The organism is Paenibacillus sp. J5, from assembly GCF_054955055.1.
Map to the genome: position 1 here is coordinate 68,272 of NZ_JBUEDD010000017.1, position 24,574 is coordinate 92,845.

Genomic DNA, 24,574 nt, shown 5'->3' on the forward strand with positions numbered 1-24,574 from the left:
TGCGCCGAGAGCGTAGGGGTGGGCTATGTCCACCATTTGCAGGACATGTGTCTACTCCTGTTGGACATTAAGAAAGGGAGTCTTCATGCACATGGGCAGAAGGCTCCCTTCTTCGCGACTTGAGGTATGGCTGACAGGCATTCTCAATAGTCTCAGCATTTCCAAGCAGTCTCAGCAGTTCATCTCGGCTGTGTCTTCAAGCTCCGAGGGGAGCAGATTTCGCCGAATTCTCGTTCCGGGCAAGGCGCATTCTCGCAGGCGTACCGGGGGTACGACAAGAGCATGCAACGCAGCACGGGGCAATACGGCGGTGAATGATGCCCTTGCGCGGGTTAGAACACACGCCCTGGTACATTAACGTTCAGGCAGCCTAGCTCTCCAGCCAATGGCGGACGGCGAAGTCCATGGCTCTCTGGCGTTGTGCTGCCTCTACGGCATGTCCGGTGAACGGGTAGATCTCCAGATGCTTCTCGGCGGATGAGGCCGCGTGGTAGACCGGGAAGATCTGCTCCGGCATGCAGATTGTATCCTTCAAGCCCACCGACATGAGGAGCGGGGCATGCAGTCTGGGAGCCAGATGCACCATATCCACATCGTTCAGATGGCGCAGTACCGTCTCCAGATGCTGCGGATAGAGACGGAGAAACTGCTGCAGTTCGGTCAGGGAGCTTGTGGAATGAAATAGTCCGTAGTCGAGATGGCACAAATTCGGAATGTCAGCTATGGTCAGGCTGATCCGCGCATCGAGCGCAGATACGAGCAGCGACAGTCCACCGCCCTGGCTGGCGCCAAAGGTACCGACCCTTGCTGTGTCTACCTCAGGCTGTCGAAGCAGCCAATCGGCTGCACGCAGGGCATCGATTGCAACCGCGCGATAGTACGTCCGCTCCCGGTCGAGGATGCCCTCAGTGATCCAGCCCATCGTCATGCCGAAGCTGCTGCCGAGCCGGTTGCCGCTCTCTCCGCCTTGGCCGCGGACATCTACCGCGAGCACGCCGATCCCCAGGCTGATCCAGTAAGCCGACAGCTCCGGAGAGATCGGACCGCCATGGTAGCCTGGAAAGGCGATCAGACAGGGCACGGGCGCTTCGGCAGAGGCATGAAGCGGGAGCATCAGCCTGCCGTGGATAGGTGTATCGGCGAAGCCCTCATAGACGACATGATGCAACTGCATGCCCATCAGAGTCGGCTCCGGGCTTCGCTCTGCACGGTAGCCGCTGCCTGTCGCTTCGCGGGTAGCGGCTGCCCAATACTGCTCCAGATCATCCGGTGGCTTGGTGACAGGCCGGATAGCATGCAGCTCCTGAATGCGCCTGCTGATCGCATTCATTCGCCCTGCCTCCCCATCTGAGCGAAGGCAGCCTCAGCAGCAGTGAGGGTGGCCGCTATATCTTCATCGGTATGCGCCGTGGTCAGGAACCAGGCTTCATACTTGGAGGGAGCCAGATAGATGCCCTGATCGAGCATCAGGCGGAAGAAGCGGGCGAACTGCTCGCCGTCTGTATCCTGGGCTTCATCGTAATTCGTGACCGGATGCTGGCAGAAATGAGTCGAGAACGCTCCGCTAATCCGGTTGACCGTCAGGCCAATGCCATGGCGCTGGGCTGCCTGCAACAGTCCCTCGGTCAGTTGAATCGCCTGCTGCTCCATCTGCTGGTACACACCAGGAGCCTGCAATACCTCCAGACAGGCGATGCCCGCCGAGATGGACGCCGGATTGCCAGCCATGGTGCCAGCCTGGTAGGCGGGGCCCAGAGGAGCGACCTGCTCCATAATCTCCTTGCGTCCGCCATAGGCGCCGATCGGCAGGCCGCCTCCGATAATTTTGCCCAGTGCGGTCAGATCCGGCTCGATAGCGGCATGGTTGTCTAACGCTGCATACGTCTGCGAGCCGCCGTAATGGAAGCGGAATGCGCTGATCACCTCGTCATAGATGACGAGTGCCCCTGCTTCGCGAGTGAGCTGGCACAAGGTCTCCAGAAAGCCTGGCCTTGGCATGACCATGCCGAAGTTGCCTACGATCGGCTCGATCATCACCGCGGCTACCTCATCGCCCCAGCGCTCCAGAGCGGCCTTCAGGCTATCTGGATCATTATAAGGGACGGTAATGACCTCGCTGGCGATGCTGCTTGGCACGCCCGCACTGTCAGGGATACCGAGTGTAGACGGGCCAGAGCCTGCGGCGACGAGAACGAGATCTGAATGGCCATGATAACAACCAGCAAACTTAATAATCTTGCTCCGCTTCGTGTAGGCGCGGGCAACACGGATGGTGGTCATCACGGCCTCCGTGCCGGAATTGACGAAGCGCACCTTGTCCAGAGAAGGAATCGCTTGCTTGATCATGCGCGCAAGCGTAATCTCCAGCTCGGTCGGTGTTCCATACAGGGTGCCATTCTGAGCTGCGCGAACGATCGCATCCGTCACATGCGGATGGGCGTGACCGGTAATGATCGGGCCGAATGCCGCCAGATAGTCAATATAACGATTGCCATCGACATCCCAGAAGTGAGCGCCGCTGGCACGATTCATAAATACCGGAGCGCCGCCGCCGACGGCCTTGAAGGAGCGGGACGGACTGTTGACCCCGCCGACGATATGCTCCAGCGCCTCCTTATACAGAAGCGCGGAATGATTGCGTGGATTGAGTGTCATGAATATTAATCCTCCTAATCTTTAAGGCCATGTAGTTACAGCCATAAGCCGAACCGCCGCAAGGCGGAAGTCTGCCTTCATTCTAACAACTTTATCGCGGATTGTTAATAGAGAGCCCGGTGATGCGCGGGAGATGCCTCTCATGCATGACACAAAAACGCACCCTCCCTGATCCTCTTTAGATCACTTCGGGTGCGTCGTGTAACTATGACCGCGGCTTGGCTGCTGACGAGTTGCTGTCAGGCGCGGTGCCCGTAGCACCTGTGGTGCTCGGGTCTGTTGTCCCGCTCTGTTCGGCTGAGCCGGAAGCCGGACTGCCTGCTCCGCCGTCGGTGGCAGAGCCGTCTTGCTCAGCCTTGGCGGCTGCCTCCTCGGCTCGGGTATCCTTGCTTAGTTGCTCCTGAACGTAAGCGAGCACCTTCGCTTGGTCGCGCACGCCGAGTACGGATGCGCCGCCAACCTTCAGATCGTAGAGCAAGTCCATCGGCGGCACCTGTGCAGAGCCAGCCATCTGCAGGTTCAGTCCCAGTTGTCCGAGCTTGAGCATATCCTGAACCGTCAGGTTCGTCTCGATATAGTCTTGTACACTCTCCAATATTTCCTTCATTCGCAGCAGATTCCATGTGGATTGAAGCTCCTTCGCTACAGCCTCCATAAAATTGCGCTGACGCTCTGTACGTGTGAAGTCGGACATGGCATCGTGGCGGAAGCGCACATATTGGAGCGCCTTGTCGCCATCGAGGTGCTGCCAGCCTTTTTTGAGATCGATGTCATATCGATGGCCGTCGGCTTTGTCCGTGTAATGCATGTTCTTCTCGACTTCAAAGTCAATGCCGCCCATCGCGTCAATCAGCGATTTGAAGCCTTCGAATTCGGCATAAACGTAATATTGAATATCGAGTCCGAGCAGGTTGCCGATCGTCTTCATCGCCAGTGTCGGGCCGCCAAGTGTAATGGCGGTGTTGATCCGCTGCTTGCCGTACCCTGGAATATCAACATAGGTGTCGCGCAGCACGGAGAATAGATGTGCCTTCTTCGACACAGGATCAATCGATGCAATCAGGATGGAGTCGGAGCGGGCGATGCCGTTGCTATTCTCCTCCCGGCCATCTCCACCCAGCAGCACAATATTGACCCGTTCCGTGCCTTCCCACTTGGGCGGCTCGGTATATGAGGTTTGTTGTGTGAACTGTTCAAATCGGGATTCGCCCTGCGGCTTCTGAAAATTATCCAGCGCATTGTAGATGCCCAAGCCCTGGTAAGCCACAAATCCAGCGACTAGCCCCAGTGCGATCAACACACCATAGAGTGCCATCTTCCAAGGTTTCTTCATTTTCTTACCATGATTAGCAGACATCTTCGTTTCATCACCCATCCGTATATTCTTGAATTCAAAACGAGGCTCAGCTATAACAATTCAGATCAATGGGACATCCTAACGCTCCCTTGCTGCGCTCTTGCAATGCATGGCCTATATGAAGTAGACGTGAACCGGCAGAGAATTGTTCATTAAGCCTTGCCCTCCAGTACCGTTCATATCCAGCTCCATGCCCACATAAACCAATCCGCCAAGGTTGATACTTGAAATTATAACCGTCGCAGACTAAGCTTATAGATGGTTGTGAGCGATCCCTGCCCGGATGCCTGGATAGCTGCTTGCGTTACCCTATGGACTAAGCTTGCTCCTTGAGTAAGACAGCATACCATCATAGAATTATAAATTGCAAAGAGGTGTCTAAGCAAGTCATTTTCTATTATTTCAAACTATAACACAATTTCCCGGGAAATGTCGAAGCGAAGGGAGCAGAGAGCTTTTATGTTGGCAATTGATGTGCACAAGCTGCAGAAGAAATTCAACGTGCAGAAAAACCGCGAAGGCTTAGGCGGAGCGCTGAAGGATCTATTAAGAAGGGAATATACGGAGGTGGAGGCGGTCAAGCAGATCAGCTTCCAGATTCCGCAAGGAGAGATATGCGGCTATATCGGGGAGAATGGAGCAGGCAAGTCCACTACGATCAAGATGCTGACCGGCATCCTGGTGCCGACCTCCGGCAAGGTTGAGGTTGGGGGTTACATCCCCCATAAGGAACGGGAGAAGTTCGTGAAAAATATCGGGGTCGTATTCGGGCAGCGCAGTCAGCTATGGTGGGACATCGGCGTGATTGAATCATTTCAGCTACTGCGCAAGGTATACCGTGTACCGGAGGCTGACTTCCGCAAGCGGCTGGATGAATTGGTAGAGCGGCTGCAGCTTGGCGAGCTGTTGAACCGACCGGTGCGCAAGCTCAGTCTGGGGCAGCGGATGCGCTGCGAGCTGGTGGCGTCGCTGCTGCATAATCCGTCGATCCTGTTTTTGGATGAGCCGACGATCGGGCTGGACATCCTGGTGAAGACGGAAATTCGGGATTTCCTGATGGGATTGAACAAACAATACGGCACGACAATTTTGCTGACCACGCATGATCTGCAGGATATTGAGGCGCTGTGCTCGCGTGTCATTATGCTGGATGATGGGTCGATTATTTATGACGGCAGCCTGGAGCGGCTCAAGTCGAACTGGAGCAAGGGGAGAGAGATTCACTTCCAATTCGCTCATAGTGTGACGACCGGACAACTGGAGTCGTGGACATCGGGACTCAACGTGCAATGGAAGGTCGAGAACGGGCTGACCGCCAAAATGTGGCTGCCGCACGCCGTCAATGTGTCGGATGCGCTGGCTCGGGTCGTGGGCGCTGCAGAGATTCGCGACATTAAAATTCTGGAGACGAATACAGATGAGATCGTCAGGGAGATCTATCAGTCGGAGAAGGTGTCTTCATCATGAACAGCGCTTATCTGGACATCATTCGCATTCGATTTTTGACGATGCTGGCTTATCGAGTGAATTATTATAGTGGTATTGTTATTTATGCCATTAACATTGGCGCATATTACTTCTTATGGCTGGCGATCTTCGGGGATCAGGAGACGCTTGGCGGCTTCACGGTCGCGCAGATGACGACCTATGTGGCTGTCTCATGGATGTCGCGGGCATTCTACTTCAACAATCTCGATCGGGAGATTGCTAATGAGATTCGGGATGGCAGTGTGGCGATCCAGTTCATCCGTCCTTATTCCTATCTGCTGGTCAAGATGATGCAGGGTTTTGGAGAAGGGCTGTTCCGACTGCTGCTATTCATGGTGCCGGGGATGATCGTCGTCTGCCTGATCTTTCCGGTGACACTGCCGACGAGCGCAACGACCTGGCTGGTCTATCTGGTGATGCTGGCGTTCAGCTTTCTCATTAATACGCAGATTAATATGCTGACCGGGCTATTCGCCTTCTATGTGGAAAATAATGAGGGCATGATGCGGATGAAGCGGGTTATGGTCGATCTGTTCTCGGGCGTCATTGTGCCGGTTACTTTCTTTCCGGGTTGGTTAGAGGCCGTGATGAAATGGCTGCCGTTCCAGGCGATTACCTATCTGCCAAGCTCCGTATTCACCGGACGCACGGAGGGAAGCCAGGCGCTTCAGGTGCTGGGATTGCAGGCGCTGTGGTTTGTAGCGCTGCTGCTTCCGATCTGGTGGATCTGGAGAAGAGCGCGGAACCGTCTGTTCGTGCAGGGAGGATAAGAACATGTTCTATACACAATTATTTTGGGAATACTTTAAAAACTACGCCAAAACCCGTCTCACCTACCGTGCGGATTTCTGGATTGAGGTGCTGTCTGACCTGCTGTTCCAGGGGATGAATCTGATCTTTATCCTGATCGTGTTTCAGCATACGCAGTCGCTGGGGGGCTGGTCGCAGGCGGAGGTTGTGTTTGTGTACGGCTATTTTATGATTCCTTACGGCATCTTTACCACCTTCTTCAATCTGTGGAACTTCAGCGAGCGGTATATTGTCAAAGGGGAGATGGATCGCGTGCTGACTCGTCCCGCCCATAATCTCGGACAGATTCTGCTGGAAAATATGGACCCGCCCTCCGTTATCGGCTCGCTGGTGGGCGCAGCTATTATGTGGATTGCCGGGGCACAGCTTGGCTTGACCTTCGGTCTTGTCGATGTGCTGATGCTGGCGCTGCTGGTGCTTGGTTCTGTGCTGGTCTACGCAGGGATCTATATTTCAATTACGGCGCTGTCATTTTATTCGGACTCTCCGACAGGAATTGTGCCGCTGATGTATAATATTCAGAACTATGGACGCTACCCTGTGGGCATCTATAACAAGGTGATTCGATTCATTCTGACATGGCTGATTCCGTTCGCCTTTGTCGGTGTCTATCCCGCGTCTTATTTCCTGCAGCCGGGCAGCGGGCATGAGAGCTCGCTGGCACTGCTGACGCCGGTCATTGGACTCGTGTTCGCAGGCGGGGCGCTGCTGTTCTGGAACCATGGCGTGAAGCGATACCGCGGCGCGGGATCGTAGGGAAGCGAGGGAGTGGCGAGCAATACAACGGGTTGCCCGCACAGGAAGGTTACCAATTGAACGAATGGGAGGAAGCAGATATGGGCAATGAACTGAAGGCTGGGGAGACGGTGCCAGAGATCAGGCTGCCGTCCTCAAGCGGACAAGAGGTGGCGCTGAGCGATTTTCGCGGCAAGAGAGTTATTTTGTATTTTTATCCAAAGGATAATACGCCGACCTGCTCGCAGCAATCCTGCGCCTTCCGCGACGCCTATGGCGACATAGAGGGCAGCGGGGCGGTCGTCATCGGAGTGAGTGCGGACGATGTGAAGTCTCATGTGAAATTTATTGAGAAGTACAGCCTGCCGTTCGTGCTGCTGGCCGATACGGAGCATACCGCTTGTGAGGCGTATGGCGTATGGCAGCTCAAAAAAATGTACGGTAAGGAATACATGGGCATCGTTCGTTCCACGTTCCTGATTGATGAGGATGGCAAGCTGGTGCGCGAATGGCGCAATGTACGGCTGAAGGGGCATATCGAGCAGGTGCTGGAAGCATTGCAGGCCATGTAAACCTAGCAGTATTCAGCCTGGCGGCTAACGGGAGAGATTCCGTAGTTGCCAGGCTTTTTGAGTTGTGAATCAGGATTACCCCTGTTCTCATATGAAGTCTGCACCGACTGTAAGATTGCTATCTACCGATTAAAAGCAGCCTGCTATGGAGAGAATGGTTGATAGAAGTAGGGTGCAGGGAGGAATGAGTATGAGGGACAGTGGAGAGGCTCGGCTCGCAGCGGCTGCTGCGCTGCGAGCGGAATCGTTGCGGGGACAGGAGCAGCGCGAGATGGAGAAGCGGTATGGTTCTGTGCAGGAGCTGCGCGAGATGGAGAGGCGGCAGAGTTCTGGGCGGGAGCAGCGCGAAATGGAGAGGCGGCAGAATTCTGGGTGGGAGCTGCCTGAGCAGGAGTTGCAGCGGCGTTCTGGGAAGGAACTGCCCGAGCAGGAGTTGCAGCGGCGTTCTGGGCAGGAGCTGCCTGAGCAGGAGTTGCAGCGGCGTTCTGGGCAGGAGCTGCCTGAGCAGGAGTTGCAGCGGCGTTCTGGGCAGGAGCTGCCTGAGCAGGAGGGGCAGGAGCGTCCTGGGCAGGAGCTGCACGAGATAGAGGCTCGGCAGCAGTTGGAGCGACTGAGAGGCAGACTGAATGAAGCGTTGCTGGGCAAGGAGGAGGTTGTCCGGCTGGCGCTGGCAGCGCTGCTGGCGGGCGGGCACCTGCTGCTGGAGGATGTGCCGGGAGTAGGCAAGACGCTGTTGGCGCGTGCATTTGCGGGGGCTATAGGGGGCACGTTCGGAAGAATTCAGTTTACGCCTGATCTGCAGCCTGCCGATATTACCGGCGGTTCGATCTGGGATGCCAGTCAGCGGGATTTCGTGTATCGGCCGGGGCCATTGATGAATCATGTGGTGCTGGCCGATGAGTTGAACCGGACGATGCCGCGCACCCAGGCGGCGCTCCTGGAGGCGATGGAGGAGCGCAGGATGACGATTGATGGCGTGACCCGCGAGCTGCCAGAGCCGTTCATGCTGATCGCCACGCAAAACCCGCTTCAGGATGAAGGCACCTTCCCATTGCCTGGGGCACAGCTCGATCGCTTCATTATGCGGCTGGGGATCGGTTATCCGTCTGTAGCGGATGAGGTTCGCATGCTGGAGCACAGCCGACCCCCGGCCAGGCAGTCGCAGGGGCATACATCTGTCATGCCTGCAGGACACTGGCTGGAGCTGCAGCGGCGGACGGCTCGGGTGAGCGTGCATCGCTCGCTGCTTGGCTATGCGGTACAGGTCGTGACTGCGACCCGGCAGGCTGCCGCGCTGGCGCTTGGAGCCAGCCCGCGCGCTACCCGTGACTGGGTGAGGGCAGCGCAAGCGACCGCTTATCTGGACGGGCGGGAGTATGTCGTACCGGATGATCTGAAGGCGACAGCGCTGCCGGTGCTGGCACATCGGCTGGTGCCGCGCGACGATTACTATGTCGACGGACGCGCCGCGGAGCAGGCGCTGGAGAAGATTCTAAGACAGTGTCCGCTACCAGGCGAGTCGGATGCGGGCAGGAGGCTGTCATGAGAGGGCGTCCGTGGATCAGTTGGCCGATCCTGCTCGGTGTCTGGGGCTTCCTTGCCGCAGGCATCGGGAAGCGTGGCGGCTATGTGGAGTGGTTCGCCCTAGCGATCTTGACCGGAATCATCCTGCTGGCTGGCTTGTCCCCATGGCTCGCTGTTCGCAGGCTCGCGGCTGAGCGACGGCTGTCGGCCGAGCTGCTGCAAGCCGGAGAGGAACTGCGGGTAGAGCTGCGATTTCAGTCGGCTCCTATATGGCCGATTGTATGGATTGCCATTCAGGATGAGTTGTCCAGCATGACAGATGAACAGGCACAGCCGGTGCGGTATCGCCGAATTGTGCTGCCTTGGTTCCGTACCGACTTTCGACTGCACTATTATATCTCTCCGGTACGGCGGGGCGAATGGGCGTTCAATCGCCTTCAGGTCGAGGCAGGCGATCTGCTAGGACTATGTAGCCGGAGACTGAAGCTGCGGGTATCCTGCGATGCTCGTGTGCTCGTGCTCCCGCAGTCAGCGGCAGGAGAGAAGCTGAAGCTCTGGACTGGAGGAGGGAGGCTTGCGGGAAGAGCGGGGCAGGGACTGCCCGGAGCGGCAGCAGCGGTGGGCTGGCGAAGTCACCAGGCCGGACCTGGCGAGGAGCGGCGTCCTTACATGCCAGGGGATGCGTACCGTTACCTGGACTGGCGGCAGGCTGCCAAGGGGCGCGGGCTGCAGGTACGCAAGCAGGGGCAGGAGGGAGCTGCCCGTTGCCTGATTGCCTTGGACGGTTCCGCAGCCGCGCATGGGCAAGATATGGAGCGATTCGATGCCTGTATCGCCAAGGCGCTGTATGCCTACGGGGAGGCTATCCGCCAAGGTATGCAGGCGCAACTGCTCTGCAACAGCGCACAGCCGCTGAGACTGCGCCAGTACGGAGGGGGCGGAGCCTCACAAGCGGGGGCTACCGCAGCAGCATTGTTGCTGGCGCGTGTGCGGGCGGATGGGCAGAGGAGCCTGGCGACGGTACTGGTTGCGGACAAGCTGCGGCTTCCGCAGGGCGGTGTGCTGCTCTGCATCAGCAGCGAGGCAGGCGGCTGGGAAGAGCTGCTGCGGCTTGCTGCCGCTCGGCGTTGCCGGGTGGAGCTATGGCTCATCAGTCGTGGTGCTGCGCCAGCCCATGCGATGCGCGAGCAGATCCGCATGTTCGAGCAGCAAGGCGGGGCGGTCAAGCTGTGGACGATGGCACGAAGCGGCCTGCGGCAGACCGCGGCATGTGGAGAGGAGGAGCGCGATGAGGATCAGGGGAGCGGACTCGTATCCTGATACGGCTGGTACAAGCCGAGGCGGCGGCAAAATTGATGCCATAGGACAGGCTAGCTATAGAGGACGGACGAGCGAAAGAGGACAGGCAAGCCACAGTGGACAGGTAAGTCGCGGTGGGCAACGAGCAGACAGAGAGAGCGCTCCGTCCGAGGCGGCTGGGGCAAGTCGCCAGATTGCTGTGCCGCAACGTTGGCCATTCCTGGTGCGTCTGGTGACGACCGCGCTGCTGCTGACGCTCCTGTGTCAGTGGCTGCTTCCACTTGAAGGGATGCAGGCGGTGACGGGATTATATCATATTGGCCCGCTCTACCCTCTCATGGCGATCGCGCTTGCGAGCGGTGTGCTGCTGCTGCCAGGGTACGCGGCGCTGCTGCTCAATGGCGCAAGCTGCCTGTATGCAGTCATGGCGTTATATTACCGACATGCTGACCCCGTTCAATGGCCGTCCAGGCTAGGAGGGGCGTTATGGTCCGATCTGAGTCGCTTGCTGTCCGGTCGAATGGAGGTTTCTGGAGAGCTGCGGACGCTGCTGCTGTTCATCGGTGCAGTGCTGCTCGCCCATACATTGCAGAGCTTGATGTGGCATCGGTTCTGGGGGCCGGGTCTGGCTCTGGGCACAGGCATCTATCTGCTGCATCTTCATTGGGCAGGAGGCATTCCGGTAGAGCGGGAGCTTATAGTGACGGCTACGGCCGGGATGATGCTGACAGCGTGCATCACATACTGCCGCGCGATCTGTTATGACGGAAGCATTCTATTACACAGGAAGCCTGCTGTGCTGCGCGCTCTCAAACCTTCCAGATGGTGGCTGTCCGCGACCGTATGCGCGGCTGTCTTGCTCGCTGCAGGGTGGGGGGCGGCGTCAGGCAAGCCGCGGCTGGACGAGCCAGCAGGCTGGGTAGAAGGATGGTCAGCCAGTCGACTGTGGGCGCAGGAGCATGGGGGAGTCTCCAGACATCAGCTTGAGGCTACGCTCCAGTCACAGGGTCTGGCGGATGCACTCGGCGATCGGGGGCGGACTGGCTACGGCGCCTATAGCGGCACCCTCGGCCAGCCGCTCGCGACGGATGAGAGGGTGCTGTTCACGGGCTATTCCCCTCGTCCCCTCTATTGGCGTGGAGATGTGATGGATGTATATGATGGCCGGGGATGGAAGCTTAGTGAGCAGCGGCTTGTGCGCAAGATGATTGGCGGTGATGCTGAGCCCTCCACAAGTCCATCGGCTGTAACGCCGTTGACTACGCAGCAGCAGGAGAGCCGGACTGTAGTGAACGAGCCTATTGAACGTAACGGAGAGCTACAGCAGGGGGAATGGATGGGCGAGAGGGAGAGGGTCTCATCTAATGGGATGAACAGGGAAGACGAACCGCTCGTTAGCCTGAGCCATAAAATGTCCAGCGATGTCATTGTTCAGCGGATAGTGCTGGAGCAGCCGTCCTCCGATTGGCCGTTGTTCCATGGCGGTCAGGATGGAATGGTATTGAAATTGGAGGCGGACGGCAAGCAGGCAAGCGATTACGCTGCGGATGCCGACACAGGCACGCTCAGGCCGACAGGGGCGGGTGTCCGCTCCTATACGATCCAGGCTGTGCTGCCTGCTGATCCGCCTGGATGGCGGATGCAAACGCAGGGCGAACTGGCAGAGCCAAGCACCGGAGCGGTGGCGGGGGAGAGTAGCGGGCATGGGGTGCAGGGCATGGAAAGGTACCTGCAATTGCCCGAAGGACTGCCGGAGAGGATTGGGAAGCTGGCTTCACATATAATGGAAGGAAAAGGTGGATTCCAGGAGCAGGCCAAGACGCTTGAGCATTATCTGCGCTCCTCCTACCTCTACACGTTGGAGGATACGAGCGTGCCGGAGCAGGGGCGCGACTTTGTCGATCACTTCCTGTTCGAGCAGCAGCAGGGCTATTGTGTGCATTTCTCGACCGCAATGGTCATCATGCTGCGTACACAAGGCATACCCGCCCGCTGGGTAAAGGGATTCGTACCGGGCGAGCCGGTAACGGCTGGAGCATTGCAGGCGCGGCAACTAGGCAGCAGCGCATCCGTGCCGATGCAACAGGCGGAAGCCTCATCGCCGCTGACCGCCTATACGGTACGCGGGAGCGATGCCCATGCCTGGGTCGAGGCCTATATCCCTGGCTCAGGCTGGGTCGCGTTCGATCCTACACCCGGCTATGGCGCAGCGGTCGGAGCCGGGGCGTCGCCCCAGCCTGCGGCCTCAGCTTGGACGCAGAACCTGGATGAGCAGTTACAAGCGCTATGGCAGCCGCAGACGGCGCTGCTGCTCCTGTGCCCTGCCCTGCTGCTTGGCGGCGGCAGTGCCGCGTTGTGGCTTGCGCGCAGGCAACTGGCGCTCAACTGGGCGCTGCGGCGCTACCGCAGAGCTGCGCCTGGAAGCAGCGCCGCGCGCCGCCACTTCCTCACGGTCAGCGCCGCGTACTGGCGGCTGCTGTACGACCGTTACGGCTCCAAGCCCGCAGGGATGACGGGGCGGGAATATATCGCCCGGCTCGCGCTTGCGCAATCAGCCGCTGAACGGCTGGAGCAGCTAGTGACCTGGGAGGAGCAGCAGCGCTATGGCGGAGGAGGCATGGTGCCGCCGGAGTATGGGCAGGTGATGGCTGTCCTGATTCCACTCCCATCTGCTGGGGTCAAGGACAGTTTGTCCGTTAATGCTTGACCGTGTCTATCCTGGTTATATATAATATTTGCTATGAATTGAGGGAGGCACGGACATGACAACTGCTAATGAAATTATCGTTGTTCTCGACTTTGGAGGACAATATAACCAACTGATCGCCAGACGCATCCGCGACCTGGGGGTGTACAGCGAGCTGCTGCCGTTCAACACGACAGCAGAGAAGATTCGTGAGCTGAATCCTAAAGGCATCGTGTTCTCGGGCGGCCCGGCGAGCGTATATGAAGAGAATTCGCCGATTGTAGATCCGGCTGTATATGATCTGGGTATTCCGATTCTGGGTATTTGCTACGGCATGCAGTTGATGTCTCACCAGCTTCAGGGCAAGGTAGAGCGCGCAGGCAAGCGGGAGTATGGCAAGGCTGAGGTGGAGTTCCGCTCGGAGAGCCATCTGATCAAAGGACTGGACAAGGTTCAGACGGTATGGATGAGCCATAGCGACCTCGTGGTCGAGCCGCCGCAAGGCTTTACAATAGATGCGGGCACAGATCATGCGCCAATCGCGGCGATGAGCCATGCGGAGAAGCAATTTTACGCGGTGCAGTTCCACCCAGAAGTGCGCCACTCCGTCTACGGCAATGAGATGATCCGCAATTTCCTCTATGAGGTGTGCGGCTGTGAGGGCTCATGGAGCATGACGACCTTCATCGATGATACGATTCGCGAGATTCGCGAGCAGGTGGGCAGCAGCAAGGTGCTGTGCGCGCTGTCTGGCGGCGTGGATTCCTCTGTTGTTGCGATCCTGCTGCACAAGGCGATCGGGGATCAACTGACGTGTATGTTTATTGATCATGGCCTGCTGCGCAAGGGCGAAGCAGAGAGTGTCATGGAGACCTTCGTGGGCAAGTTCGATATGAAGGTGCTCAAGATTGATGCCAGAGATCGCTTCATGAGCAAGCTAGCTGGCGTAGACGATCCAGAGCAAAAACGTAAAATTATCGGCAACGAGTTTATTTATGTGTTCCAGGAAGAGTCGGACAAGCTGGACGACTTTGAATTTTTGGCGCAAGGTACGCTGTATACGGACATTGTAGAGAGCGGCACAGCTACGGCGCAAACGATCAAATCGCATCACAACGTAGGCGGCCTGCCAGAGGACATTAAGTTCAAGCTTGTCGAGCCGCTGAAAGCCTTGTTCAAGGATGAGGTTCGCAAGGTGGGAACCGAGTGCGGCCTGCCGGATGCGATCGTATGGCGTCAGCCATTCCCTGGCCCTGGACTTGCGATTCGTGTGCTGGGCGAGGTGACCGAGGAGAAGCTGCACATTGTGCGCGAGTCAGATGCGATACTGCGTGATGAGATCATCAAGGCAGGTCTGGATCGCGAGATCTGGCAATATTTCACTGCGCTGCCGAACATGAAGAGCGTGGGCGTTATGGGCGATGCACGCACCTACTCCTACACCGTCGGCATCCGCGCCGTCACCTCGATCGACGGCATGACCGCCGACTGGGCGCGAATCCCTTGGGACGTACTGGAGAAAATCTCCGTTCGTATCGTCAACGAAGTGGACAACGTTAACCGTATCGTTTACGACGTAACGTCCAAGCCGCCTGCAACGATTGAGTGGGAATAGGTACGATGGAGCTAGAAAGCCTTTAATAGGGCCTTCTAGCTCTTTTTTTGGTGCAATATCATTACAGCAAGTCAAATCAAATCCTAATCCCTTCAAATTCTTATACTAAGGGTAAAGCAGTTGAAAAGAGGTGAGTAGAAGAATGTATACGTGGCAGGAGCAAATCCAGATCATCGTTGATGAAATTGATCAATGTATTAAAAATGGTTGTGATGAAGCTTTGACATTAAGCTCTCTTTCTCGCAGGCTGGGTTATTCCGAGTTTTATACAACGAGAAAATTTAAAGAAATAGCGGGTATGCCATTTCGTGACTATCTACGCCATAGAAGATTAGCTTTTGCACTAAAAGAGGTTCGAGATAGTGAGAGAAGTATGTTGGATATTGCTTGTAATTATGGTTTTTCATCACATGAAGCTTTTAGCAGAGCATTCAAAGCAACCTACGGTGTAGCGCCAAGTGAATACCGTAAAGCGCCTAAGCCTGTCGTTCTTCGTACAAAAATAAACTCTTTTGACCGCTACTTTTTAGGATTAGGAGAGATTGGTATGATGAAATCTACAGATGAGGTTAACATTTATTTTGTAACGATTCCCGCACATAAATTTTTGCACATTAAAAACAGTGAGAGTAATGGGTACTGGGATTTTTGGCAAAAGCAAAGTCTTATTCCGGGGCAGGATTGCGAAACAATTTGCGGATTACTTGATAGTATTAAGGGTAAATTGGATGACGATGGTGGGAGCGAGGCTAACAGCGGCAGCGGTCAGATTATGGCCTACATTAGTGACCCTGACGGTAGACGATGCGATTGGGGTTTCCCACGTATAGAGTGTTACGGGATACGTCTTCCATGGGATTATAGAGGTGAAGTACCCTCACAAATGCGAATGATGGATGTTCCCGAAGCAGAATATGTTGTTTTCGAACATGGGCCATTTGAGTATGAGCAGGAAAATCGTAGTGTAGAGGAGAAGATTGAGAAGGCAATGGCAGCCTTCGATTCTACAAATACCAGTTACTGCTTGGATATTTCCCCTGGCAGAATCATGTATTGTTATCATGATCCGGAGCGGTTTCTGAAATATATCAGACCAGTAAAGAAGAATGATGGAGTTCATTAGGGGCGTTTCAGGAAAAAGGTACAGGTGAAGCTGAGGGTAACGGGGGCGTCCAACAGTGTCTACAAGACTTGCTGGACAGCCCCTCTTCGTATTATCAGGTCAATCAAATATTGCTGGTTGGCCTATTTTCTCAGTCAACCCTGCACAGGGGCTGCGTATTAGCCGTTTATGCTTGGGAACGGTTAGTCAGACTTAAGGGAACCACAATCTCGACCTGAGTGCCCCAACCGGGCTTGGAGCGGATTACCAGAGAGGCGGAGGCTCCGAATTGCAGATGAAGCCGCTTATAGGTGTTGGACAAGCCGATATGGCTGGTCTGGCTGTCATCGGAGCTGTCCAGCGAGCAGCGCAGCTTGCTCTTGATCTGATTCAGGCGATTGGGAGCCATGCCCGTCCCGTTGTCGGTTACGCTCAGTACCAGTTGCCCGCCCCGTTCGCGAATTTTGATCCGAATGATTCCGGTTCCCTTTTTGTTCTTGATACCATGATACAGCGCATTCTCGACAAGCGGCTGAAGCAGCAGCTTGGTCACATGGTAATGCAGAACCGTCTCGTACACATCCCATACAACGCTGAATTTATCGCGATAGCGGTATTTGAGGATCTCGATATAGCTGCGCGTATATCTCAGCTCATCCTCCAGCGGAATCAACTGAGCATGGACATCCAGTGAAAACTTCAATATATCTCCCAGATGTTCTAGCATGGCATTGGCTTCGTTGGGCTTACCTGTCAGCTCAAGCACCTTCCAATAAATGGTTTGGAGCGTGTTAAGCAGAAAATGAGGATTCATTTGTGACTGCAACGCCTTGAGCTCAATGACTTCGTAACGATATTTCCGCTCGGAGAGCTGCACGGACAAATAATTGTTTTCCACAAATGTTTTGAGCACGTTTTGGATAATGTAATGATACACATCCGACGGTTTTTTTTCGATTTTGGAGACGACGCCTCCCTTCTGCGCGGACTGGATAATGTTCAATATCGTTTTAACATTGTGATAATTTTTGCGGGTCAGTACAAAGGCGAGCACCGCACCAATCAGGAAGCAAGCCGCGAGTAGAGAGAAGGTGAGCTTGGCCAGAGAATTCGGCACCTTGTACAGGCTTTTCTCCGCAATTACGGTGACGAAGCTCCAGTTGTACGAATCGGACTGAACCTTGGATATAAGATTGGAGCCTCCAACTGAAGGCAAGGTGAAGACGGTGAGCTCGCTTGCAGCCACCTCTTCGATCTGATTGTCCGTCAGAGGCGCTGACTGAGCACTGCTGATTATAAGCTGTCGGCTTGCGTCAAGTACATAAAATTGCTGCTCGGGCAGCTTCTTCAACTGCTCCAATTGCTTGTTGATGTAATCTGTCGAAATGTTCATAATCAGAATGCCGTCATGGCCCGATGGCTGTCCCAAGTTAAGTCGGCGGTAGAATGTAATGACCTCCTTAGGGGGCTCAAATGAATATTCCTTGATGGCGCGCGGCTCCGCCCACATCGATTCATGCTCATGGATTCCAAGCGAACGCTGCCACGTGCTGTCGTAGGATTGCTCCAGATAGTCAATGCCATAGTTGTTGTTGTAAAATCGACCGTAGTCGTTAGGTATATACATATAAATGGAATGGATGTACGGTCTTGTAATGGCTGGTACATTCACAAATTGCCGCAGGGTGTCAAACAGTGTCAAATCGCCGGATGACAGACTCGGCTCCTTCAGAATACGGCTCAGGTTCTGCTTGATGACCGGATTCGAGAAATACAAGGAAACGGCGTCCAGCTCATTAAAAATCAGATTAAAGGTGTCAATCGTCTGGTGGAGCGAATTGGAATTGTTGACAATAATGGTATCCTTGATCTGGGTTTTGATAATCAGATGAAACAAGCCGCCTAGCACTAAAATCGGTATAAACATGGGCAGAATTACAGCAATGAAGTTTTTTACAAAAAAAGTGTGTACTGTTTTCACCCGTTATTCGCCTCTCCAGTCTCGTGGCGGCTTGCCATAATATTTATGAAAGGCGCGGGTGAAATTTTTGGAATTGGTATATCCAACCATCTCGCTGACCTGATAAATTTTGTAGCGCAAATCCTCCAGCAGCTCCTTAGCCTTCTCCATTCGTCGGGCCAACAGCAGCTCGGAATAATTGTGCCCAGTCTTGTCCTTAATGAATTTGCTGAGATATTGCGGCGTCATAAACACCTGCTCCGCGGCCTCCTCCAGACTGGCAGTGGCGAGGTTTCTCTGAATGTATTGACGGACGGTCGTTACAACCTTGTGCTCTCCTGTGTTTTCCGTCTTATGGACATTAGAAGCTTGCAGCTCCGCATTCAATTTTTTGAACGTATCCACTAGCTCATCGTATCTGGTAGGTTTTACAATATAATTTTTGACTCCATACAGAAGCGCCTTTTGAGCATATTCGAATTCCCGATGTCCGCTCAAAAATACGATTTTGACCGGTAAGCGCTTACTAAATATTTCGTGGGCAAGATCCAGTCCGTCCATAACAGGCATACGAATATCGCTTAAAATCACATCAATATGCTCTGACTCCAGTATGGCAAGAGCATCAACACCGTTTTCCGCCTCTCCAGCAATTTCAAATCCGATTTCTCGCCACGGGAAATAGTTGCGAAGCCCGAGCCTGGTTTCTTTTTCATCATCTACGAGCAGAAGCCTGTGCATGTCATCATCCCCCCGTGCAAACAAAATCGACAAATATCTTTCACATTTTCAGTATAGCTTGCTCCGGTGTATAACTCCATAGCCGTATCGCAATAAATTAAGGATGGATATATTTTCGTAATTAATGATACCTTTCGTGAAATGGATGCTTCAAACTGCATAATTACGGATGCTCTATCGTAACTGAAACGCCTATAGATCGCAAAATGTAAGTGCTATCATGGAATGGAGCCGACAATATGTATTCTCTAGGGGGGAAAACAATGGGCATCAAGTTTGGATGTCACGGTTACACATGGCAGTTGTCTTATGAGACACAATCGGACAATTTGCCACATATTATGGATGTTATCGCAGCCGGAGGCTTCAAAGGACTGGATACGCAGGTTGTGATGCTGGGCCGATTCGACAACTCGCCTCAATTTTTGAAGGAGGAGTTGCACAAGCGGGGGCTTGAGCTTGCGGCCTTGACCTTGTCACTGAAGTGGACGGGCAATGAGGAAAGCGAAGAGGAGCGGAAAACGGCAGATTATTATATTAATTATCTGAAGCATTTTCCACATGCCTTGCTCAATATCGTGCAGATGCCCGGAAGCAATCGAGAGCAATTGCAGCGAAGACAGCGCGATCTGCTCCGTTGTGTCAATGAGATCGGCAGAAGGGCAGCGGAGCAGGGGGTAGTCGCTTCGTTCCATCCCAATTCGCCGCCAGGGTCCTTGTTCCGCACGGGCGAGGATTACCAGGTGATGTTCGATGGACTGGACAGCAGGGTTGTCGGCTATACGCCGGATGCTGGCCATATCGCATGCGGCGGTATGGATGTGGCAGAGGTATTCGAGCTATACAGGCCGTTTATCCGGCATGTGCACTTCAAGGACGCATCCGCGAGCCATGTGTGGGAATCGATGGGTGAGGGCATCATTGATTTCCCTCGGATTGTTAAGCATTTGCATGATACGGGCTACAATGGCTGGATCATGGTGGAAGAGGAATCGGCGAAGGCGGTGGCCGATCCGGACGGAGCCATGATGATGAATAGTCGTTATGTTACGGAAAGCTTGCTTCCTTATACGGAATAACAAATCTTCTGAAGAAAGAAGGGTTACCCATCAAACCTAGGGTCGTATTGACGGAACCAACGTGGCCAGCTCCTTATGCTAAGCTGCTGGAGCATTGTGATGTGCGGGTATGGGAGGGCGGAGGAGCGATTCCGCGGGAGGTGCTGCTGGAATGGGTTGCGGACGCTGAGGGCATATTAAGTGTCGGGCACACGATTTCAGTGGACGAGACATTATTGAAAGCGGCACCAAGGCTGCGTGCTCTGGCGCAGGTAGGCAAGGGCTATGACAATATTGATGTTGCCGCCTGTACGGCAAGAGGCATTCCATTTGGCAATACGCCAGGGGTGCTGGCCGAAGCGACCGCGGATCTGGTATTCGGCATTATGCTATCGGCGATGCGCAGAATCCATGAGGGCTGGCAACTGGTCAAGGCGGGTCAGTGGCAGGAAGTGATGGGCAGCGACCTGTACGGCAAAACGCTTGGGATCGCGGGCATGGGCGATATTGGTACCGCGGTGGCAAGAAGGGCGCGGGCAAGCGGCATGAATATTATCTATTGCAATCGAAAGCCCAGCCCGCATGAGGCGCAACTGGAGGCTAGACATGTCCGACTGGACGAGCTGCTGGAGCAGTCAGATTGTATCGTGGTGCTTGTGCCTCTGACCAGCGATAGCAAAGGGATGTTCGGCAAGGAGCAATTTGATCGTATGAAGCCATCGGCTTATTTTGTAAACGCTTCAAGAGGAGCGCTGGTGCAGACATCTGCACTATACGAGGCTTTGCGAGAGCACAAGATCGCATATGCTGCACTGGATGTGACTGACCCGGAGCCACTGCCGGGAGATCATCCTTTGCTGGAGTTGCCTAATGTGCTGGTAACCCCGCATATTGGCAGCGCAACCTTGGAGACACGTACACGCATGGCGATGCTGGCGGTAGACAATTTGTTGTGCGGACTTGCAGGGCAGCCAATGCCATCCTGTGTCAATCGATAATTCTATTCAGTTCTATCATAGTAAGCCATAGGGGGAGATCAAATGTTCAATATTCATAAATCCATCAAAGCGGGAATGACCTTGCTGCTGGGTACTACGCTTCTGCTGTCTGCATGCTCCGGCTCGAATACGGAGGGCAAGAACGGGAACGATGGTTCGGAAACGACCGGAGACAAAGAAGTGACGCTGCGTTTCTCCTGGTGGGGAGGCGAGAGCCGGCATCAGGCTACGCTGGCGGCAATCAAGATGTATATGGACGAGCATCCGAATGTTACCATCGAAGCGGAATACGGTACTTTCGACGGTTATTACCAGAAGCTTCAGACGCAGCTTTCGGGCGGAACGGCTCCCGATCTGATCCAGCTTGATTATTTGTGGATTAATGATCTGGTCAGTCAAGGCGATTTGTTCGTGGATATGAATACGCTGGCAGATACCATTGATTTAAGTGAATTCGACGAGCAATTCCTGAAGGATTGGGCGATTATCAATGGCAAGCTGCAAGGGTTGCCTACCGGGATCAATGCATTGACAGCTATTACGAACAAAACGTTTATGGAGCGTGAAGGGCTGCCGACCGACGCAGATTGGACCTGGGAGCAGGTGCTGGAGGAGGGCGAAAAGCTGCATCAGAAAAACGCAGATTACTATCTGATTAATTCCGATCTGGCTACGCTCACGGAGAAGATTATACCGTCCTATCACAGTCAATTGACAGGCCGATATTTGGTAAACTCCGATTACTCCCTGGGCTTCGACCAGCAATCCATGACCCAGACGTTCGCTTTCCTACAGTCCTTGTTTGAACGCGGCGTTCTGCAGCCGCTTGGAGAAAGCGCGTTGTACAATGCCAAGACAGAGCAAAATCCGAAGTGGATTAACGGCCAAACAGCGATGACAATTGCCAATGTTACGGATATTCCGAAGCATCGCGGGACAGCAGTTGGTTTCGACATTGCAACTACGCTGTTCCCGATCAAGGATAAGGCGGTTTCCTCTGGTCTTAATGCAAGACCGTCACAATTGATCGGCATTAACCAAGGTTCCAAAAATATCGAAGAGGCGGCAAAGTTCCTGGATTGGTTCTTCACGAGCGAGCAAGCGACGCTGACGCTGGGCGTGGAGCGCTCCATCCCGGTTAAGCCGTCTGCGAAGAAGCTGCTCCTTGATCGTAACGAGCTGGATCAGGTGGTTGCGGAAGCTCTGGATACTGCGCTTGCTCATCAGGATGCCGCTCCGAGCTATATCAATAATAATCAGGAGTTGCTTAAAATTACCAACGAAGTCGTTGAGAAGGTAGCATTCGGCAAGGCTTCTCCGGAGGCGGGTGCCAAAGAAATGGTAGAACGCTATGAGTCCAAGCTGAAAGAGATCGAGGCAGCAACCAAAAAATAATGAAATAAGGTGGTACACATGATTCGCTCAGCAAGCATTTTCAAACGTTCGGAGGACAGGCAATGGGCAGGTCTGCTGTATGTCTTGCCATTCATCATCGGTATGCTTGTGTTCAAGCTGTATCCTTTTATGGCCTCATTCTATTATTCGTTTACCGATTTTAGTCTGTTGAGAAAAGAAACGTTTGTTGGTCTGTCCAACTACGTCTACATGTTCACCAAGGACCCGCTGTTTTTTCCGTCCTTGAAGGCAACCTTCTTGTATGTGTTGCTTTCGGTGCCTGGAAAGCTTGGTTTTGCGCTGATCATTGCCGTTATTCTGAACATGAAGCTGAAGTTTATTTCATTGTACCGCACGATCTACTATCTCCCGTCTATTCTTGGCGGGAGTGTAGCCATCGCGGTGCTGTGGCGCTCGATGTTCACCGTTGACGGAATTGTTAATCAGTTTCTGACCTCCATCGGCATTCCGGCTGTGAACTGGTTTGGCATTCCTTCGCTGGCCATAATGTCGATCAGCTTGCTGACGGTCTGGCAATTCGGCTCATCGATGGTTCTGTTCCTGGCCGGGCTGAAGCAAATCCCGAAGGATCTGTACGAAGCCGGTACAATTGATGGCGCTTCCAAGCTGCGGATGTTCTTCAGCATTACGTTCCCTCTGCTGACGCCTATTCTGTTCTTTAACCTTATTATGCAGACGGTCAATGCCTTCCAGGAGTTTACGGCGGCTTTCCTGATTACGAACGGCGGACCTTTGAATAGTACCTATTTGTTTGGACTGAAGCTGTATCAGGATGCGTTCCAATTTTCCAAAATGGGTTATGCCTCGGCGTTGTCCTGGATATTATTTATCTGCATCATGCTGTTTACGATTATTGCTTTTAAATCGCAGAAATATTGGACTCACTACGAGGATGGGGGCAAATTTTGATGACTATGCTGATGCGTATAAGCAGTATGGGCAGAATCGTATTTTTGACGATTTTTGGCGCCATCCTGATTTATCCGATTTTGTGGATGGTCAGCGCCTCTTTCAAGCCTATGCATGAAATATTCTCGACGGTAAGCTTGCTTCCGTCTCAATTCCAAATCAATTCCTACATTAACGGTTGGAAGGGCACAGGGCAGTTCGGATTCAGCACCTTCTTCTTCAACTCCTTCCTGATGGTGGTGCCTACGGTTATCGCCACTGTTATATCCAGTCTGCTTGTGGCCTACGGCTTTGCGCGTTTTCGGTTCCCGGGCAAAAATGTGTTGTTTTCCTTAATGATTGCTACGTTGATGCTGCCTAATGCGGTCATTATTATCCCGAGTTACCTGCTTTTCCGTAACTTTGGCTGGTTGGATACGTACTGGACGTTTATTATTCCGGCGGCATTTGCCACGTATCCCTTTTTTATCTTTATGATGGTGCAATTTTTGCGTGGTCTTCCGCGTGATCTGGATGAATCGGCAGTTATGGATGGCTGCAATTCCTTCAAAATATTGACGCATATTTTGTTGCCGCTGAGCAAGCCGGCGGTCGTGTCCGCTGCTGTATTCCAGTTTATCTGGACCTGGAACGATTTCTTCAACTCTCTGATCTTTATTAACAGTGTCAAAAAATATCCAGTGTCCCTTGGTTTGCGGATGTCGCTGGATACCTCCTCGATTTCGAACTGGGATCAGGTCATGGCTATGTCGGTTGTCTCCATTATTCCGTGTCTGGCGGTGTTCTTTATGGCACAGCGTTATTTTGTGGAAGGTATTGCAACAACGGGTATCAAAGGATAACCCGCAACGGAGGGAACAGAATGAATCATGAATCACCTGTATTTGTAGCAGCCTCGGTATACGGTACGCTGGCAGAGCGGCGCGGGCAAGCTTATATTGCCGCCATGGCGGCCCGCTCCGGGGCAGCGGGTTTTGAAATCCGGCGGGAGCTGCTTGAGGGAGACGAGCCGCCGTATGAAGAATTGCGGGCAGCCGTTCAGGGCAGCGGTCTGCGCGCCGCTTATTCCGTTCCCTTGGAGCTGTGGGAAAGTGACGGAGGCTTGAACCGCGAACAACTGCTTCGCGCATTGGAGGAAGGCAGGAAGCTGGGGGCAGAATTTGTGAAAACAACCTTGGGCGGCTATCGCCATGGCTTGTCCGATCTGTCTGCACTGCGCGTCTGCCTGGAGGAAGCCGGATACATGAAGCTGCCCATACAACTGACCGTAGAGAACGACCAGAGCGAGCATGGAGGACGTCCCGCTGTGCTGAAGTCCTTCCTGGATGATTGCGCGGAGCTTCATATTCCAGTTCGCATGACCTTTGACGTTGGCAACTGGTTATGGCTTGGCGAGGATATTGTAGCGGCAGCGCAATTGCTCACGCCTTATATCGTATATGTTCATTTCAAGTGGTCGGCAACGTGTGACGGCGTTATGGCGGCGGCTCCGCTACCCACAGATGCCGATGCCCGCTGGAGAGACGTGTTGCCCTGCTTCTCCGCGGAGTTGCCGCGGGTAATTGAATTTCCGATAGCTGTGGAGGACTCGGAGCGGGCGACCCGATATTACGTGGAGCTGTTGTCACAAGCCTAGATAATGAGAGGAG

At 54.1% G+C, this 24,574-nt stretch carries 20 protein-coding genes; 15 read left to right on the forward strand and 5 right to left on the reverse strand.

All coding sequences use genetic code 11. The features are described 5' to 3' along the window. Positions 1 to 370: 370 nt before the first annotated feature. From ACY1JZ_RS24605 to ACY1JZ_RS24615, 3 genes are all read right to left on the reverse strand, one after another. Positions 371 to 1,330 carry an acetylxylan esterase gene (locus ACY1JZ_RS24605; protein ID WP_462631375.1) on the reverse strand — a complete coding sequence of 320 codons (960 nt, stop codon included), beginning with the start codon at positions 1,328 to 1,330 and terminating at the stop codon, positions 371 to 373. Beyond that, entirely contained in the window at positions 1,327 to 2,655 is a 1,329-nt protein-coding gene (locus ACY1JZ_RS24610) for a glutamate-1-semialdehyde 2,1-aminomutase (RefSeq protein ID WP_462631376.1), read from the reverse strand. Before ACY1JZ_RS24610 ends, ACY1JZ_RS24605 begins: the two co-directional genes overlap by 4 nt. Positions 2,656 to 2,860: 205 nt before the next feature. Beyond that, positions 2,861 to 4,012, reverse strand: a complete 1,152-nt coding sequence (locus ACY1JZ_RS24615; protein ID WP_270169127.1) for an LCP family protein — start codon at positions 4,010 to 4,012, stop codon at positions 2,861 to 2,863. Positions 4,013 to 4,471: 459 nt separating this feature from the next. Between ACY1JZ_RS24615 and ACY1JZ_RS24620 the strand changes: the two genes are divergently transcribed. From ACY1JZ_RS24620 to ACY1JZ_RS24660, 9 genes are all read left to right on the forward strand, one after another. Then, a complete protein-coding gene (locus ACY1JZ_RS24620; protein WP_270169129.1) occupies positions 4,472 to 5,479 on the forward strand; it encodes an ABC transporter ATP-binding protein in 1,008 nt (335 codons plus the stop codon). After that, positions 5,476 to 6,270, forward strand: coding sequence for an ABC transporter permease (locus ACY1JZ_RS24625; RefSeq protein ID WP_270169131.1), 795 nt, complete (start codon positions 5,476 to 5,478; stop codon positions 6,268 to 6,270). Before ACY1JZ_RS24620 ends, ACY1JZ_RS24625 begins: the two co-directional genes overlap by 4 nt. A gap of 4 nt (positions 6,271 to 6,274) precedes the next feature. Further along, complete coding sequence (locus ACY1JZ_RS24630) at positions 6,275 to 7,066, forward strand: ABC transporter permease (protein WP_462631379.1); 792 nt, start codon at positions 6,275 to 6,277, stop codon at positions 7,064 to 7,066. Between the two features lie 80 nt (positions 7,067 to 7,146). Then, positions 7,147 to 7,617, forward strand: coding sequence for a thioredoxin-dependent thiol peroxidase (bcp, locus tag ACY1JZ_RS24635; protein ID WP_462631403.1), 471 nt, complete (start codon positions 7,147 to 7,149; stop codon positions 7,615 to 7,617). Positions 7,618 to 7,807: 190 nt separating this feature from the next. After that, the gene (locus ACY1JZ_RS24640; RefSeq protein WP_462631381.1) at positions 7,808 to 9,163 is read left to right on the forward strand and encodes an AAA family ATPase; all 1,356 of its coding nucleotides are present in this window, start codon (positions 7,808 to 7,810) and stop codon (positions 9,161 to 9,163) included. Then, complete coding sequence (locus ACY1JZ_RS24645) at positions 9,160 to 10,461, forward strand: DUF58 domain-containing protein (RefSeq protein ID WP_462631383.1); 1,302 nt, start codon at positions 9,160 to 9,162, stop codon at positions 10,459 to 10,461. The genes ACY1JZ_RS24640 and ACY1JZ_RS24645 overlap by 4 nt, the downstream gene beginning before the upstream one ends. Further along, positions 10,430 to 13,147 (forward strand): transglutaminase TgpA family protein, encoded by a 2,718-nt coding sequence (locus ACY1JZ_RS24650; protein WP_462631385.1) that lies wholly within the window; start codon positions 10,430 to 10,432, stop codon positions 13,145 to 13,147. Before ACY1JZ_RS24645 ends, ACY1JZ_RS24650 begins: the two co-directional genes overlap by 32 nt. A gap of 55 nt (positions 13,148 to 13,202) precedes the next feature. Continuing rightward, complete coding sequence (gene guaA / locus ACY1JZ_RS24655; protein WP_270169140.1) at positions 13,203 to 14,741, forward strand: glutamine-hydrolyzing GMP synthase; 1,539 nt, start codon at positions 13,203 to 13,205, stop codon at positions 14,739 to 14,741. 142 nt (positions 14,742 to 14,883) lie between these two features. Then, positions 14,884 to 15,864, forward strand: a complete 981-nt coding sequence (locus ACY1JZ_RS24660; RefSeq protein ID WP_462631386.1) for a helix-turn-helix transcriptional regulator — start codon at positions 14,884 to 14,886, stop codon at positions 15,862 to 15,864. A gap of 166 nt (positions 15,865 to 16,030) precedes the next feature. Here the strand turns inward: ACY1JZ_RS24660 and ACY1JZ_RS24665 are convergent, their stop codons facing one another. Next, positions 16,031 to 17,824: a cache domain-containing sensor histidine kinase gene (locus ACY1JZ_RS24665; protein WP_462631387.1), complete on the reverse strand. Its 1,794-nt coding sequence runs from the start codon at positions 17,822 to 17,824 to the stop codon at positions 16,031 to 16,033. Positions 17,825 to 17,827: 3 nt separating this feature from the next. Then, positions 17,828 to 18,544, reverse strand: coding sequence for a response regulator transcription factor (locus tag ACY1JZ_RS24670; RefSeq protein WP_270169146.1), 717 nt, complete (start codon positions 18,542 to 18,544; stop codon positions 17,828 to 17,830). 263 nt (positions 18,545 to 18,807) lie between these two features. Between ACY1JZ_RS24670 and ACY1JZ_RS24675 the strand changes: the two genes are divergently transcribed. From ACY1JZ_RS24675 to ACY1JZ_RS24700, 6 genes are read left to right on the forward strand one after another with little or no spacing between them, the layout of a single operon-like run. Beyond that, on the forward strand, positions 18,808 to 19,623 hold the full coding sequence (locus ACY1JZ_RS24675) for a sugar phosphate isomerase/epimerase family protein (protein ID WP_462631389.1): 816 nt from the start codon (positions 18,808 to 18,810) through the stop codon (positions 19,621 to 19,623). A 47-nt stretch (positions 19,624 to 19,670) separates the two neighbouring features. Continuing rightward, complete coding sequence (locus ACY1JZ_RS24680; RefSeq protein ID WP_462631390.1) at positions 19,671 to 20,600, forward strand: 2-hydroxyacid dehydrogenase; 930 nt, start codon at positions 19,671 to 19,673, stop codon at positions 20,598 to 20,600. Positions 20,601 to 20,642: 42 nt separating this feature from the next. After that, complete coding sequence (locus tag ACY1JZ_RS24685) at positions 20,643 to 21,995, forward strand: ABC transporter substrate-binding protein (RefSeq protein WP_462631391.1); 1,353 nt, start codon at positions 20,643 to 20,645, stop codon at positions 21,993 to 21,995. Between the two features lie 18 nt (positions 21,996 to 22,013). Continuing rightward, positions 22,014 to 22,925: a carbohydrate ABC transporter permease gene (locus tag ACY1JZ_RS24690; RefSeq protein WP_270169154.1), complete on the forward strand. Its 912-nt coding sequence runs from the start codon at positions 22,014 to 22,016 to the stop codon at positions 22,923 to 22,925. Beyond that, positions 22,925 to 23,767, forward strand: coding sequence for a carbohydrate ABC transporter permease (locus tag ACY1JZ_RS24695; RefSeq protein WP_270169156.1), 843 nt, complete (start codon positions 22,925 to 22,927; stop codon positions 23,765 to 23,767). The genes ACY1JZ_RS24690 and ACY1JZ_RS24695 overlap by 1 nt, the downstream gene beginning before the upstream one ends. A 20-nt stretch (positions 23,768 to 23,787) precedes the next feature. Beyond that, positions 23,788 to 24,561: a sugar phosphate isomerase/epimerase family protein gene (locus tag ACY1JZ_RS24700; protein WP_462631393.1), complete on the forward strand. Its 774-nt coding sequence runs from the start codon at positions 23,788 to 23,790 to the stop codon at positions 24,559 to 24,561. Positions 24,562 to 24,574: the final 13 nt, after the last annotated feature.